Source organism: Mycobacterium sp. NGS29, assembly GCF_059812965.1.
This window is the reverse complement of record NZ_JCALDR010000035.1, coordinates 1-15,597: the sequence shown is the minus strand read 5'-3', so window position 1 is coordinate 15,597 and position 15,597 is coordinate 1. Positions and strand designations below refer to the sequence as shown.

The following is a 15,597-nucleotide window of genomic DNA, read 5'->3' as shown; positions in this document are numbered from 1 at the left end:
CTGAACCACCCCGGGTTTGATGCACACCGTTTACTGGTGTGCAGCCTCTGATTGGGCCGCGTTTGTAGCGTAGTAGATGGACTCAAATTCGACCGGTGGGATGCGGCCCAAACGGTGCATGAGCCGGTCGGTGTTGTACCAGTGCACCCACTCGGCGGTGAGCAGTTCGACGTCGGTCAGACGGTGCAGCGGCCCCCGCCGAAACGGCGAGTCCTCACGGACGGCTTCGGTCTTGTACAGACCTATCGTCGTCTCCGCCAAAGCATTGTCGAAGGCATCCCCAATCGTTCCGATCGAGGCCACCAACCCGGACAACGCGAGGGTTTCCCCAAAGCGCACGGACGTGTACTGCGAGCCCGCATCGCTGTGATGAATAGTGCTGCCCAACAACGGATTACCTTCATTGGTGCGGAGCTGTGCAGCGTAACGGATAGCGCGACGCACGAACCGGTCCTGCTTGCTGGCCGAGCAGGTCCAGCCCACAATTCGGCCCGCGTAGGCGTCGATGGCGAATGCGGTGTAGACGAACGCTCCGTCGGATAGGCGGATGTAAGTGAAGTCCGCCACCAGCAGGACGTTGGGGGCGGGCACCCGGAACTGGCGCTTGACCAGATCAGCTGCCCGCGCCGCGGTTGGATCAGCGATGGTGGTGCGCACCTTCTTGCGGCGGGCGACTCCACGCCACCCGTGCGCCCGCATGAGCCGCTCCACGGTGCAACGGGCCACTGTGATGCCCTCGCGTTGCAGGTGAGCCCACATCTTCGTCGCGCCATAGAGCGACTCGGGCTTACGCCGACCATGCTCGTCGGACTCGTAGTAGCCGGCCAGCACCTCGGTGATGACCGTGTCCCACAGGGTCCGCGCTGACGGGGGTCGGGCCAGCCAGGCGTAAAAGGTTCTCGGGGCGATCGCACAGCCGTGCTCGGACAGCACGCGGCAGATCGGAGCGACCCCGAACCGAGCACGATGCTCGGCGATGAACGCACAGATCAACGGTGTCGCGGGTCGCTCTCCCGCGCAAAGAAATGTGTTGCAGCCTTGAGGATTTCGATGGTTTCCTCAAGCTCACGATTCTTGCGTTTGAGCTCTTTGTTCTCCCGCGCGATATCGGTGGACACTCCCTCACGCTGGCCGGTGTCGACCTCGACCTGGTTGACCCAGCGGCGCAGCGTTTCGCAGGACACTCCCAACCGCTTGGCGACTGCAGTGATGCAGCCCGTGCGGGTGTCGTACTCCTCGGCATGGTCGGCGACCAACCGCACCGCCCGCGCCTTGAACTCGTCGTCGTACTTCTTCGGCATAATGCGGACAACCTTCCCTCGAAAGAAGGTGTGCATCAAACCCGGGGCGATTCATACCGGCTTCGAGGTCGTGCAGGGTGGTGGTGACGATGATGGTGACCGGCAGCCCGCGGTGGGTGCCCAGGTCCCCGGAGGCGAACAGCGCGCGCAGGGCGGCCAGCGTCGCGTCGTGCTGACGCTGGGCGGTGCTGCGCCGATCGCCGCCGGCGATTTCGGGGTCGGGTTCGCCGTCGATGACCGGGGCTTGGTCGGCGGGGTTGGCCATGCCGGGGGCGGCCAGTTTGGCCCACAGTGCCTCGATCGCTGCGCGTAGTTCGGGGGTGATCAGCCCGCTGATCGTGGACATGCCGTCACGCTGCTGGGCACCTAGGGTGATCCCGCGCGATCGGGTGCGTTCCTCATCGGAGAAGTCCCCGTCAGGGTGCAGGCAGTTCATCATGTGCTGGGCGTAGCCGGCGAGCTCATCGGGGCGTTGCCAGGTGGCTTTGTCGGCCAGGTCGGCTTCGGCGGCCTCGCGGGTCAACGCATCGACTGTGGCGGGTAGATGTTTGAAGAAGTCGCGGATCACGGTGATCTGGCCGTCGCCGATGCGCCCGGCGCGCTGGCCGGCCGCGGTCGCGCTCAGCACCGGCTCCAGGGGTTGTCCGGTCAGCGCGCGGCGTGGGCCCAGATCGGCGGCCTCGGCGATGCGGCGGGCGGCGCAGGGTTTGGTGATGCCCAACCGGGTGGCCAGCGCCTCACACAACGTGCCCCCCAACTCGGTTTTGTCGGCCTGGGCGGCGAGCTGATTGATCAACGGGTGCTGCGGGACCCGCAGCCGGCGCGCCATCTGTTCCAGTCGCTGCAAGGCCCGCAACCGCTCCGGGGTGGTCAACACCTCAAACGACAACCCGCACAACCGATCCAACCCAGCATCGAGCGCGTCGAAGACCGCCACGATCTCATCGCGCGAACTGGTTGCCATGCCAATGATTCTACGAACCACCACCGACAACCAGATGAGCGATAAACGATTGCGCCAGAACATCATTCGCTCCAAATTCGAGGGAACCGATCAGCGTGGGATTTCGTCTAATACCCCCGCGGACCACCCTGCGCAACAGTTGCAAGATCCGTCGCATCTGAGCAGGGTAGAAGGCGCACTCCAGGACCAGGCCCACGCATCAGAGGAGCTGTCAATGCCGGTACTGCCGACCAGCGGCAACCCCTTCGAGACGACCCGGATCAACAGGCGCGGCTTCATCGCCGCAGGTATCGCCGGCGGTGCGGCGCTCGTCGCGTGCGAACGGTCGGTAACCACCAAGCCGACGATGTCCGGCGCCATCGCCGCGGCCGAAGCAACCCGTCCGCACAGCGGTCGCACGGTGACAGCAAGTCTCACGCCGCAAGCGACCAAGGTCGACATCGGCGGCAAGATCGTCGACACGTTCGCCTACGGCGACAGCATCCCGGGCCCGCTGATCCGGTCCACCATCGGCGACGAGATCGTCGTCTCAGTGTCCAACAAACTCGACCATCCCACGTCGGTCCATTGGCACGGCGTGGCGATACGCAACGACATGGACGGCGCCGAACCCGCGACACCGAACATCCCTGCCGGCCAGAACTTCACCTACCGGTTCTCCGTCCCGGATTCGGGAACGTACTGGGCTCACCCCCATACCGGTCTCGATGCCGACAAAGGTCTCTACCTGCCGTTCATCGTCGACGATCCGACCGAAATGGGCCACTACGATGCGGAATGGATTGTGGTGCTCGATGATTGGACCGACGGTGTCGGTAAGTCACCGCAGCAGCTCTACGAAGCCCTGACCGACCCGAACAGACAACCCAGCCCGCCACCGCTACCCACGACCACGTCGACCACGACGGCCTCTTCGGCTCCGCCCAGCCCGACCAGCGGGATGCCCGGTATGCCAGGGATGCCGGAAGGAACGGCAGGTGAGGTCGGCACCAGCGACTTACTCGGCGGCGATGCCGGCGACATCGCCTACCCCTACTACCTGGTCAACGGACGAATTTCGGACGCCGCAACAACATTCAATGCCAAACCCCGCCAACGAATCCGAATCCGGCTCATCAACACCGCCTCGGACACCACGTTCCGGGTCGCATTGGCGGGCCACCCCATGACGGTCACCCACACGGACGGCTACCCGGTGATCCCCACCCAGGTCGACGCGTTGCTGATCGGCATGGCCGAGCGCTACGACGTCTACGTGACCGCGGCCCACGGCGTCTTCCCGCTCGTCGCAGCCGCCGAGGGGAAGAACGCCGTCGCCCGGGCATTGTTGTCCACCGGGATGGGCAGTCCACCCGACCCCCGGTTCCGGCCCGCGGAACTCACCCGCCGTGTCGGCACCATCGAGAAGTTCACCGCCACAACATCGGTCAACCTCGGGCGACCGGACCCCGGCCTCGAACTGCCGGTCGTACTCGGCGGCACGATGGCCAAGTATGACTGGACGATCAACGGCGAGCCGTACAGCAGGACGAAACCGCTGCACATCCGAGAAGGCCAGCGGCCGACCCTGGTGTTCGACAACCCCACCATGATGTACCACCCGATTCATCTGCACGGCCACACATTCCAGGTGGTCAAATCAGACGGCTCCCTCGGCGCTCGCAAAGACACCGTCATCGTGCTGCCGAAGCAGAAGATGCGTGCCGTCCTGATCGCCAATAACCCCGGGACGTGGGTGATGCACTGTCACAACACATATCATCAACACGCAGGAATGATGACGCGGCTGGATTACCTGATCTGACGCCGTCCAGGCTAGCGGCCGAAAAGGTCCAACAACAATTCGTTGACCGCCGCCGACTGCTCGATCTGCGGACAATGGCCGGCACCATCGACCACCACCGAACGGCCACCGGCTATCTGCTCGGCGATCTGCGCCGCCCACCCCGGCGGGAGCAGCTTGTCGCCGCCGCCCTCGACGACCAGTGTCGGCACGTGGATACGTTGGTACGCCCGCGCGCTCGACGGCGTGGCCGGTGACGCGGCATTGGGGCGGCGAAAGCGGGCCGCAGCCACCGCTTCCCACGCGCCGGGCGCTGTGCTCGACTCATAGCGGCGCCACACGTAATCCTCGTCGGCCGGATAGCTCGGGTCGAAGAAGAGAGCCTCGACGATGTTGCGCATAGCCGGCAAGGTCGCGTCGTACTGCTGCAGGGCGTCGAAGTAGCGATTCTGCTGGATCTCCCCACCACCGCAGATGATCGCAACACTACGCACCGGCAGCAGCGGGGCATCCGAAGTCATGTCGGTGAGTAGATTGATGGCGCCCATCGAGTTTCCGGCGAAATGCGCCGCCTCGACACCGAGCACCTGACAGAACCGGGCCACATGCCGGATACGCATCGCCCGGCTGTTGACGAAGTCGATGACCTTGGCCGATCCGCCGAATCCGAGTTGATCGGGGGCCAGCACCCGGAAGTGCTTCGCCAACTCGCCGATGGTGTGCTCCCAGCCGAGTTCTGCACTGGCACCGAACTCACCACCGTGCAGCAGCACCACCGCATCACCGTGCCCGGCTTCGAGATAACTCGTGGCCAGCCCGTCGATTTCGAGCGTTCGGCGATGGACGCCCGTCATTTGATGGCGATCGGATTGACCGGCGAGCCCACGCCGCCGGTGACCCGCAGCGGAGGCGCGATGAGTTGGAACTCGTAGACACCGTCGGTGGCGCAGTCGGCGGCCAGCGCGGTGAGGTCCCAGTACTCGCCGAGCATCAGGCCCATGTCGCGCAGGCACAACAGGTGGAAGGGCAGGAACAGGCCGTCGACGCCGGACACCGGATCCTCGACCTGAAGATTGTCGGCCGCCACCGCGGCGACCTCGTTGTCATGCAACCACTGGGCGCACCGCCAGTCCAGTCCCGAAAAGCGTTCGACTTTATCACCGGTCATCAGAAACCTTGCCCACCAACCGGTTCGAACCAGGACTATGTCCCCGCGCTCGATGGTCACGCCCTGCGCCCGGGCTACCTCGTCCAATTCTTCGGGGGTGATCGGGTTTCCGTGCTCGAGAAACACCTCCGCGCCCCGATGCCGTACCAAGTCCAGAAGCACACCACGCGACGTGATCCCCTTGACGTCGACTTTGTCGATGCCGCAATGGTAAGCACCCAGACTGGTCACCGAGTCCGCCGGAAATCCGTTGTACAACCGGTCGTCGTAGTACACATGTGACAACGCATCCCACTGGGTCGCCGCCTGCAACGGCATGATGATCATGTCGTCGTTGAAGCGAAACGGATTGTCGGAGAAGTAGCTGCTCAATTGATCAGCGGTCGGGTTCTGCTGCCACCCGGACCCGTACTTCACCAAGGTATGTGCGTCCCCACCGTCCACTGTCATTACGTGAACGGGGTTGTGCCGGAACCCGAAAGCACCCTGCGGTCCGGAAGACCCGAAGTCGACACCGAGCGGGAACACCTTGCCGTGCCGGACCAGCCCGGCGGACTGGCGCACCTTCGCTGCGGTGATGAAGTTCAAGGTGCCCAACTCGTCATCGTCGCCCCACCGCCCCCAGTTGCTGAGTTCGGCTGCGACCCGGCGAAATTCCGTCATGGAAGCCATCAAGCCGGCCCTTCCTCGAGTTCGCGGGCGATGGCAGCTCCGACGTTGCCGCCGTCGACCCACACGACCTGGCCCGAAATATAGCTTGCGGCGCCGCTGTTCAAGAACAACAGCACTGCGGCTTGTTCGATCGGATCAGCCACCCGCCCCAGCGGCTTGGGTATGTCGTCGAGGAATTCGGGGCCGTAGGCGGTGCGCAACTGGTCGAGAATCGGCGTTTCAGTGACGCCCGGTCCGGTGCAGTTGATCCGGATACCGCGCGCACCGAGGTCGGTCGCGGTGCGCATCGTATAGAGAATCACGGCTTCCTTCGACAGCTGGTATCCGGTTCCCAGCGTGTCCGGATGGGACTGACACCACTCGATGCCCTCCTGCATCGTCGGGGTGCGCAGCAGCGGTGCGACATCGCGCAGATGCTCCCGGTAGCCCGATGCCGCCAACGACGACACGCTCACGATCGACGAACCGGGTGTCATCCGGGGGATCAGCGCCTCGGTGAGATGGCGCAGTCCCAGGAAGTTGATGGTGACGACCAGTTGCGGGTCGCCGATACCCGACGAGACACCGGCGACGTTGAACAGCACGTCGACGGGTCCGACGATGGCAGCGACAGCTCCGTCGATCGAAGCCGGATCAGACAGGTCAACGTGATGAAAGTCGCTGAGCTCCACCGGCGGTCGGCGTTTGTCGAGTCCGACCACTGAGGCTCCCAGCTCGTGGAGGTGGTGCACCAGGTGTGCTCCGATGCCCGACGCGCATCCCGTCACCACCGCACGGCGGCCGTCGTAGCGCCACAGCTCGTCGATTCGCGACAACGGTCAGCTCTTGCCCTTTTCCTGTTCCTTCAGCCGCTGCGCCGCCTGCACGCGGCCTTCGTTGATCTCGGCCATGGCCTCCGGAATCTCACTGGCGGTGAACTTTCCGCCGCGCCCGGTGGGCAGGCCACCGAAGGAGTAGTGCTCGTCGAAGGGGGGAATGGTCGATTCCGGCCGGCGCGCCTCGACCTTCTCGATGACCGGTGCCAGCCGGGCGGCTTTGTCGGCCACCTGCTTCGCATCCCGCTCGATGAATTCGGGCAGTACCTCTTTACCCATCAGTTCGATGGATTCCATGGTCCCCTCGTGGCTGCGCGGATTGAGCAGCAGGATGATCTCGTCCACACCGCTCTCCTCGTAGCCGCGCAGGAACTCTCGCACCGTTGTGGGCGATCCGATCGCGCCACGACCGGGGCCGTACGCCAGCGTCGGGTCCTTGTCGACCTCTTCGAGATAGCGTTCCCACACCCCGGTGCGACCCGGGGTGTGCACGCCGGTCATGTAGTAGTGCATGATGCCGAACGAGAAGAATCCACCACCCTGACCGAGGCGTTCGAGGGCCTGCTCGTCGGTCTTGGCGACCATCATCGACAAATCACCGCCGATGGCCAGGATGTTGGGGTTGATCTGCGGAGTCACTGGAACCCCGTTCTCCTCGAACTCCTTGTAGTAGCCGTTGACCCGCTCGGTGAGCGGTCCGGGTCCGGTGTAGGCGAAACTCAGTGCGCCAATGCACTTCTGGGCGGCCATTTGAACGCTGGCCGGCCGAGTGCAGGCCACCCAGACCGGCGGATGCGGCTTCTGCAGCGGCTTGGGAATGACATTGCGGGCCGGCATCTCGATGTGGTTGCCCTTGAACCCCGAGAAGGGTTCCTCCACCATGCAGCGGATCGAGACTTCGAGCGCTTCCTCCCACTGTCCCCGCTTGTCGGCGGGATCGATGTTGAATCCGCCGAGCTCACCCACCGACGAGGACTCGCCGGTGCCGAATTCCACTCGGCCGTTGGAGATCAAGTCCAGGGTGGCGATGCGTTCGGCGACGCGGGCGGGGTGGTTCACCGCCGGCGGCAGGTGCATGATGCCGAATCCCAGGCGGATGTCCTTGGTGCGCTGACTCGCCGCGGCCAGAAACATCTCCGGCGCGGTGGAATGGCAGTACTCCTCGAGGAAGTGGTGCTCGGTCAGCCAGACCGTCGAGAACCCGGCCTTGTCGGCGGCCTCGACTTCGTCCAGGCAGTCCTGCAGCATCTGGCGCTCGTCGTCAGGCACCCAGGGCCGCGGTAGGGCGAACTCGTAGAACAATGAGATTTTCATTTGCTACCTCCTATGGGATCAAGGGCGTGTGCGGCAATGTGTTTGGCCGCGACGAAACCGAATGTCATGGCGGGTCCGATGGTCGCACCTGCGCCGGCGTAGCTGCGCCCCATCACCGGTGCGGACGTGTTGCCCACCGCGTAGAGGCCGGGCACCACGGTGTCGTCCTCCCGCAGCACCCGGGCGAACTCGTCGGTGCGCAGGCCTCCGGACGTGCCCAGGTCCCCCAGCACGATCCGGAACGCGTAGTACGGCGGATCGCCCAGTGGATACAGGTTGGGGTTGGGCAGCGTCGGATCGCCGTAGTAATTGTCGTAGACGCTGTCGCCACGGTTGAAGTCGTCGTCGTGTCCCCGCCGCGCCAACTCGTTGAAACGGGTGGCGGTGGCCCGAAGTTGCTGCGCCGGAACGCTGATCTTGGCGGCGAGTTCCTCCCACGTCGATGCGGCCTTGACGACACCGGATTCCAGCCAGGCGGCCGGCACCTTGCGTCCGGTGGGTACCGGAGCCCCGGGCACTTTCGGAATCGGCAGGTGCCCGCCGACGACATAGCGGTTGAACGAACGGTGATCGGTGACGAGCCAGCACGGGATGTGCGTGACACCGGACTTCTGGCCCTCGATCATGGCGTGACCGAAATCCATGTAGGGGGCTGCCTCGTTGATGAACCGTTTGCCCGCGCCGTTGACGATGAACTGTGCGGGCATCATCCGCTCGTTGAGCATGAATTGCATTCGCCCGTCCGGCCATTGGATGGCGGGGAACCACCATGCCTCGTCCAGCAGGTCGGCGGCCGCACCCACCTGTTGGCCGGCTCGGATGCCGTCGCCCATCGCAGCCGGGTTGCCGAAGCTCCAGTCCTGGTCGATCACCGGCTGGTGTTCTTTACGCCAGGCCATGTCGTGGTCGAAGCCGCCGGAGGCCAGGACCACCCCGCGGCGCGCGCCGATCCGCCACTGGCGGCCTTCCCGCTGCACCACTGCTCCGAGGACGGAACCGTCGGCGCCGGTGAGCAATTCCGTCATCGGCGTGTCCAACCAGAGCGGGATGCCGCGGTCCTTCATCGCCAAGCGCAGCCGCGCCGCCAGCGACTGTCCGATCGCGGCCATCCGCTCACCGAGCAGCCGGGCCCGCGCCATTCGCGAGATCAGTTTCAGCAGCACGCCCTTGCCGGCCCAGGACTGCCGGATCCGGTAGAAGGATCGCAATTCCTTGGGTCCCAGCCAGATTCCTCGGGGCGCCAACGCGAGCGGGGTCAGCAGGCGCTGCTCGTCGTCGCCGAGTTCGCGCAGATCGATCGGTGGGACGTTGATCGTGCTGCCCAGTTCGGATCCGCCCGGCAGTTCCGGATAGTAGTCCGCATAGCCCGGCTTCCAGACGAATTGGAGCCACGGGCTGAGCTTCTCCAGGAACTCCAGCATCAGCGGCCCCGACTCGACATATTGCCGTAGCCGTGCGTCGCTGACGAGTCCGTCGGTGATCTGCCGTAGGTAGTCGACGACGCCGTCGGCATCCGGGAGGTAGCCGGCCCGGCGTTGGGCGGGTGCCCCCGGTACCCAGATGCCACCGCCGGAAAGCGCGGTGGATCCGCCGAATTGCGGAGACTTCTCGACGACCAGCACGTCGAGCCCGGACGCGTCCGCGGTCAGTGCGGCTGTCATGCCGCCGCCGCCGGAGCCCACTACGAGCACGTCCACCACCTGGTCGAAGGCCACGTCCGTCATGTGAGCACCGCCGTGCGGATCGCGAAACCGGCAATCAGATCTGCGGCCTGCTTGTAATAGCGGAGCGGGGTCTGGTACGGCCCGACGGTAGCCAGCGCAGCGAATGCCGCTATCCAGGTGCGGATTTCGTGCGCGGAGCTGCCACCCTCGTGGGTAACGAACGAGTTCGACCATCCGTCGAGATCGGCGAGGTGACCGCTGTCGATGATGTCCAAGAACCGGTGATCCCAGGCCGGGTTGAGAGGCTGCAGGTTGCTGTCTCCGCCGGCGAAATTCTTTGCGGCCTCGATGACCTGGGTCTGACGGGCCTGCCGTTGTTCGGCGGTCATGGGCCGGCCGTGCACGATCCGCTCCAGCACCGCCGGCGCGGCGGTCGCCAGCGTCGGTACCGGTGGGCTGTGGGAGAGCCCCCCGGACCCGATCAGCAGCACCCGCTTGTCGAGGGCGGCAACGAACTTGCCGACAGCGGTGCCCAGCGCGCGGCAGCGGTGCAGTGGTCCCAGCGGCGTCGCGATCGCGTTGATGAACACCGGAATCACCGGGCGGGCAGTCGCGGTCCCCAGCAACTTCTCCAGCGGCTGAACGGTGCCGTGATCCACGTCCATGCTGGTGGACACCGCAATGTCGACTCCGTCACCGAGGATGGCCTTGGCACATTCCCCGGCTATGTCCTGGGCGACGTCCAGCGGCCCGGCGTGGGTGCCGTAGTCACCGATTCCGTTGGCCTGCATACCGATACAGAACGGCGGCATCACTTTGTAGAAGAAACCGTTGTAGTGGTCGGGGGAAAGGATGACGACGAGTTCGGGGTCATAGTCCGCCACAAAAGCCCGCGCCTGCCCGATCGCGGCTTCGACTTCGTCAAGCAGATTCTGCGGCGGCCCCGGTAGATTCAGCAGCGGGCTGTGGGACATACAGCAAAGAGCCAGTGGCACTGTCGACTTCACCCCCTCCTGGCGTCAGGGTGAGAGCGGTTACGATCGCTGCGCTCAACTCCGGCGAGCGTTGCGCTATGCACGCTCCGGCGATGCATCGGTCCGGACGCAGAAACAACACCGACTCTGCGTGCATATCGAACCAAGCCTTCAGATCGCCTGTCCGATCCCCCACAACCACCACGTCTGGATCGTCGTGCCCGGGCCAGTGCAGTTGGGTCAGCGGGCGCAGCGCAACGAACCGGGCGCCCAACGCCTTCCAATCCGCGAAGGCTCGTTCACCGAGAATCTTGCGCGGATTGTTGTTCCAGCACAACACCGCGAACCAGGTGCCCAGCACCTCGTCGAGCAGTACATTCTGCTGCTTGCGGGTATCGACCCGGGGCTGAATGAACAGCGTGCCGGCCGGTGAATCATGCTGGGAATCAGTTGGTTTCGAGTGTACAACGGCGCCCTGTTCGTACCGCGGCATCGGTTTGAAGCGCATCTCGAGCACGTATCGCTTGAGGGTGGGCACTATCGATGCCGATCGGATCAGGAGGTCGCGCGCGGCGGCGACCTTCCGGTTGGTCGGCGAGATGACCCGGCCGACCATGGTCGACAGGTCGATCATGGCCCGGGCGTGCTTGCGTCGTTCCACGTCATAGCTGTCCAACAATGCCGGATCGGCCTGGCCCTTGACCACCGCGGCGAGTTTCCAGCCCAGGTTGGCCGCGTCGCGGATGCCGCTGTTGTAACCCTGCCCCTGCCACACCGGCATCAGGTGCGCCGCGTCCCCGGCAAGCAGCAGCCGGCCACTCCGGAAGGCGCCGGCGATGCGGGAGTGATGGGTATAGACGCGCCGGCGTATCACCTCGACCCGGTCCGGGTGCGGCACCATCCGGGCGAGCATCCGGTGCAGAAACGCCGGATCCTCTGCCTGCTCATCGGTTTCGTGGGCGTGAATCATGAACTCGAACCGCCTGATTCCGTGCGCGATCGAGATCGACGCATACGGGCGTTCCGGGTCCGCCCCCACCTCACTGTTGGGGTGACCCAGGGGATCGTTGGCGATGTCGATCACCAGCCACCGGGTCGGGGAGGTGGTGCCGTCGAAGGACACACCCATCGTGCCGCGGGTCCTGCTGCGGCCTCCGTCACAACCGACGACGTATCGTGCTCGCACGCCGACAGATCCCGCAGGGCCTTCGAGTTCGACACGCACCCCGTCGTCGCCCTGCACACAGGAGATCATCGGATGATTCCAGCGCACCTGCGCCTGGTCGAATCGTTCCAGACCGCGCAGCAATTCGGCATCGACGAGCGGCTGGACGAAGCCGTTGCGTTTGGGCCACCCGAATCGGGCATCCGGGGGCGCCATCTCGGCCAGCACCCGACGCTTGCCGTCATAGAAGCGCAAGATCTGGTTCGGCACGGTATGCGGTAGCACGCGGTCCACCAGACCGATCGACTGAAAGGTGCGCAGTGCCTCGTCGTCCAGTCCCACCCCGCGCGGATAGTCGATCAGTGTCGACCGTTCCTCGACAACGAGGGTGCGAACACCCTGCAGGCCAAGGATGTTAGCCAGGGTCAGACCGACCGGGCCGGCACCGACTATCAGAACGTCGACGGTCTCGACTCCATCGGCACCCACCATCAGCGGTCCAACAGGAAGTCGATGTGCAACTGGTTGAACGTCTTGGCATCCTCGTACTGCGGCCAGTGACCGCAGCCCGGCATCACTTCGAATCGCGCGCCGGGAATCATCGACGCGATGCGCCGGCCCTCAGGCACGTCGGCGGTGGGGTCGTCGCTGGTCCAGAGCACCAGCGTCGGCGCCGTGATGGCGCCGTATTCGGCCGGCCCCAACAGGTTTCGAGCCCGGATCTCCGGATCCTGCAACGCCATGATGTCGCGCATCGCAGCGACGAAGCCAGGTTGCCGGTAGATGCGTTGCCTGCTGGCCACCAAGTCGTCGTAATCCCTGGACTTGTCGGCCATCAACCACTTGATGCGCGCCTGCACGGTCTCCCAGGTCGGGTCCTCGGCGGCAGCCATGGACAGCGTGATGATCCGCTTCATCACCTCCGGGTCCGCTTGTGAGCCACCCGCTGTATTCAGTACCAGCCGGTCGATGACATCGGGATGGTCGATGGCGGCCCGTGCGGCCACCCAGCCGCCGAGTGACTCGCCGCTGAGCTTGATCCGGTCCGCGCCGATCGCCCGCACGACGGCCATCAGGTGCTCGACGTAGTGGCGGATCTCGAGCGGATGTCCGGGCTTGTCGGTGTACCCGTGCCCCAGCATGTCGATGGACCAGGTCCAGAAATGCTCGGCATGCGCGGCAAGGTTGCGGACATAGGCCTCGGCGTGACCACCCGAGCCATGCAGCAACACCAATACCGGCCGGCTGCGGTCCCCGGCCCGCAGATAACGGGTGCGCACTGCGCCCGCAGTCAGGTAGCCCTGCTCGAACGCCACGCCCTGCAGGTCGCTCCAGACGCTTTCGAACTCCGTCACGGTTCCTCTCTGTCCGGTCTCTGCGGGAAACGACACTCTCGTTTTCGGCGATCCCGGTGTGCTAATATCGCACACTAATGTGCGTTATTTATAGAGCTTGGCTCTCCCATCGAGGTCTGTCAAGACCGTGACGGGTTCCCAGACGTTGGCACGCGGACTCTGCGCGCTGCAGATGGTCGCGGCTTCCCCCGCAGGTCTGACCATGCAGGAGGTCGCCGACCAGGTCGGTGTGCACCGGACCATCGCGTATCGGCTGCTGGCCACATTGGCGCAGTTCCGGCTGGTCACCAAGGGTGAAGACGGCCGGTACCGGCCGGCCGCCGGCCTGGCCACCCTCGGCGCGTCCTTCGATCACAACGTGCGCCAACTGTGCCTCCCGACGCTGCGCGGCCTGGCCGACGAGCTGGGCACCACGGTGTCGCTACTGGTCGCCGAGGCCGACGAGCAGGTCGCGCTCGCGGTGATCGTGCCGACGCAGGTCCCCTATCAACTCGCCTTCCACGAAGGCAGCCGATACCCGTTGGACCGCGGCGCAGCCGGGATCGCGCTGCTCGCGAGCATGCCCCCGCGCCCGGGCGAGCGCGATCTGGTGACCGCCGCGCGCCAGCGCGGGTGGGTGACCACCCACGGCGAAATCGAACCCAACACCTACGGCTTGGCGGTCGCGGTGCCTCGGCCCGCGGCGTCACCGCCAACGTGCATCAACCTGATCTCCCACCGGGAAGACGTGGTGATGCGCGGCCGGGATGCCGTCATTCGGGCCGCCGAGAAGTTGTCGGCGCTGCTGAGCTGAAGGGACACCACGCATGTCAGGACACAACTGGGACCAGGAATTCGATGTCGTCGTGCTCGGCAGCGGCGCCGCCGGGCTCACCGCCGCGTTGGCGGCAGCCGTCGCCGGGGCCACGGTGCAAGTCTTCGAGAAGGCGCAGACCGTCGGCGGCACAACGGCGGTCTCCGGTGGCATCGCCTGGATTCCGTCCCACAACCGTTGTCCCGACCGGGATTTGACGCCGGACGCGGCGTTGCAGTACCTGCGCGCGCAGTCGTTCGGTTCGATGGACGACGAACTGGTGGAGACATTCGTCCAGACCGGGCCGGCGATGCTGGACTTCGTCGAGTCCCACAGTGGCCTGCGCTTCGAGGTGGCCGCCGGTTTTCCCGACTACCAACCGGAATTGCCGGGCGGGCAGCCCACCGGGGGCCGTTCCCTGGGTGCGGCGCCATTCGACCTCAGCCGGATCGGCGACTGGGCCGATCGGATCACCGCGTTTCCGGCCGACTGGTCCAACGTCGGGTTCGATGCCGAAACCCGGGCACGCCTGCACGCCGACGTGGACGCGCAGGGGGAGGTCTGCGTGGCCGGGACGGCACTGATCGCCGGTCTCCTGCAGGGGCTGCTCGACATCGGGGTGACCCCGCGCACCGGCGCACGGGCCACCGAACTGTTGCTCGACGCCGACGGCATCGCCGGTGTCCGGATCGACGGGGCCGACGGAAGCATCGCCGTCCGCGCCCGCCGTGGCGTCGTCCTGGGCACCGGCGGCTTCGAATGGGATCCGGTGCTGTCACAGGCTTTTCTGCGCGGACCGATGCACGGTGCCGTGTCACCGCCGAACAACACCGGGGACGGCCTGCGGATGGCGATGGCACTGGGTGCGGACCTGGCGAACATGAGCGAGGCGTGGTGGGTACCGATCGTACGGATTCCGGACGACACCATCGACGGCCGACAGCGCAGCCGCAGTGTGCGGTTGGAGCGAACGCGCCCGCGCAGCATCATCGTCAACCAGGCGGGCCGCCGGTTCGTCAACGAGGCGGGCGAGTACAACTCGATGGCCGGCGCCTTCCATTACCTGCAGCCGGGTAAAGGTTATGTCAACGACCGCGCCTGGATGGTTTTCGACTCAGTTCATCTGAACAGCTACGGTTTTCTGGGTATCGCACCGGGCGAACCGGTTCCCGGCTGGTTCTGCGAGTCGGCCGACCTCACCGAACTGGGCGCCAAAACCGGTATCGACGCCAGCGGGCTGACCGCCACCGTCGAGCGATGGAACCGCAACGTGGCGGCCGGTGCCGACCCCGATTTCGGCCGCGGCTCCAGCGCCTACGACGGTTACTGGGGCGACGAGCGCGCCACCACCCTGGCCGGAAAAACATTGGGCCCCATCGATACCGCTCCCTTCTATGCGGTGCCGATTCACGTCGGATCGATGGGCACCAAGGGTGGGCCACGCACCGACCACGACGGCCGGGTGCTGCATGTCAGCGGTCACCCGATCCCGGGCTTGTTCGCCGCGGGCAACGCGATGGCCGGTGCGACCGGCCGTGCCTACGGCGGGGCGGGCGGAACCATCGGTCCGGCAATGGTTTTCGGATACCGGGCCGGTCACGCTGCCGCAACCGGTGAATCCGTCAAGGC

General features: G+C 65.5%; 12 protein-coding genes and 1 pseudogene. 3 read left to right on the top strand and 10 right to left on the bottom strand.

All coding sequences use genetic code 11. The annotated features are described in order from the left end of the window. Positions 1–30: 30 nt before the first annotated feature. Positions 31–1,301 (bottom strand): IS3 family transposase gene (locus AC5Y5Z_RS25055; protein WP_499928186.1). Its coding sequence is split into 2 segments (ribosomal slippage): positions 31–1,031 and positions 1,031–1,301, totalling 1,272 coding nucleotides; the frame shifts between segments, so codons are not numbered across the junction. 55 nt (positions 1,302–1,356) lie between these two features. Continuing rightward, a pseudogene (locus AC5Y5Z_RS25050) lies at positions 1,357–2,265 on the bottom strand (13E12 repeat family protein); the annotation flags it as partial. A 214-nt stretch (positions 2,266–2,479) separates the two neighbouring features. Here AC5Y5Z_RS25050 and AC5Y5Z_RS25045 point away from each other — a divergent pair. Further along, complete coding sequence (locus AC5Y5Z_RS25045) at positions 2,480–4,069, top strand: multicopper oxidase family protein (protein ID WP_499928184.1); 1,590 nt, start codon at positions 2,480–2,482, stop codon at positions 4,067–4,069. A gap of 11 nt (positions 4,070–4,080) precedes the next feature. Here the strand turns inward: AC5Y5Z_RS25045 and AC5Y5Z_RS25040 are convergent, their stop codons facing one another. Genes AC5Y5Z_RS25040 through AC5Y5Z_RS25005 form a run of 8 tightly spaced genes read right to left on the bottom strand, consistent with a single transcriptional unit; the run spans position 4,081 to position 13,175 of the window. Continuing rightward, complete coding sequence (locus AC5Y5Z_RS25040) at positions 4,081–4,902, bottom strand: alpha/beta fold hydrolase (protein WP_463827205.1); 822 nt, start codon at positions 4,900–4,902, stop codon at positions 4,081–4,083. Beyond that, positions 4,899–5,888: a cyclase family protein gene (locus AC5Y5Z_RS25035; protein ID WP_463827204.1), complete on the bottom strand. Its 990-nt coding sequence runs from the start codon at positions 5,886–5,888 to the stop codon at positions 4,899–4,901. The genes AC5Y5Z_RS25040 and AC5Y5Z_RS25035 overlap by 4 nt, the downstream gene beginning before the upstream one ends. Further along, entirely contained in the window at positions 5,888–6,703 is an 816-nt protein-coding gene (locus AC5Y5Z_RS25030) for a coniferyl-alcohol dehydrogenase (protein WP_463827203.1), read from the bottom strand. The genes AC5Y5Z_RS25035 and AC5Y5Z_RS25030 overlap by 1 nt, the downstream gene beginning before the upstream one ends. A gap of 3 nt (positions 6,704–6,706) precedes the next feature. Next, positions 6,707–8,017 (bottom strand): LLM class flavin-dependent oxidoreductase, encoded by a 1,311-nt coding sequence (locus AC5Y5Z_RS25025; protein WP_499928181.1) that lies wholly within the window; start codon positions 8,015–8,017, stop codon positions 6,707–6,709. Further along, on the bottom strand, positions 8,014–9,741 hold the full coding sequence (locus tag AC5Y5Z_RS25020) for an FAD-binding protein (protein WP_463827201.1): 1,728 nt from the start codon (positions 9,739–9,741) through the stop codon (positions 8,014–8,016). The genes AC5Y5Z_RS25025 and AC5Y5Z_RS25020 overlap by 4 nt, the downstream gene beginning before the upstream one ends. Then, on the bottom strand, positions 9,738–10,655 hold the full coding sequence (locus AC5Y5Z_RS25015; RefSeq protein WP_499928179.1) for a 3-carboxyethylcatechol 2,3-dioxygenase: 918 nt from the start codon (positions 10,653–10,655) through the stop codon (positions 9,738–9,740). The genes AC5Y5Z_RS25020 and AC5Y5Z_RS25015 overlap by 4 nt, the downstream gene beginning before the upstream one ends. Beyond that, positions 10,603–12,312, bottom strand: a complete 1,710-nt coding sequence (locus tag AC5Y5Z_RS25010) for a bifunctional 3-(3-hydroxy-phenyl)propionate/3-hydroxycinnamic acid hydroxylase (protein WP_499928177.1) — start codon at positions 12,310–12,312, stop codon at positions 10,603–10,605. The genes AC5Y5Z_RS25015 and AC5Y5Z_RS25010 overlap by 53 nt, the downstream gene beginning before the upstream one ends. Continuing rightward, positions 12,312–13,175, bottom strand: a complete 864-nt coding sequence (locus AC5Y5Z_RS25005) for an alpha/beta fold hydrolase (RefSeq protein WP_463827198.1) — start codon at positions 13,173–13,175, stop codon at positions 12,312–12,314. The genes AC5Y5Z_RS25010 and AC5Y5Z_RS25005 overlap by 1 nt, the downstream gene beginning before the upstream one ends. 127 nt (positions 13,176–13,302) lie before the next feature. Here AC5Y5Z_RS25005 and AC5Y5Z_RS25000 point away from each other — a divergent pair, with 127 nt between their 5' ends. Both AC5Y5Z_RS25000 and AC5Y5Z_RS24995 read left to right on the top strand, forming a co-directional pair. Beyond that, a complete protein-coding gene (locus AC5Y5Z_RS25000) occupies positions 13,303–13,968 on the top strand; it encodes an IclR family transcriptional regulator (protein WP_463827197.1) in 666 nt (221 codons plus the stop codon). A gap of 13 nt (positions 13,969–13,981) precedes the next feature. Next, positions 13,982–15,597 (top strand): FAD-dependent oxidoreductase (locus AC5Y5Z_RS24995; protein WP_499928175.1); only part of this gene is annotated, 1,616 nt, incomplete at its 3' end.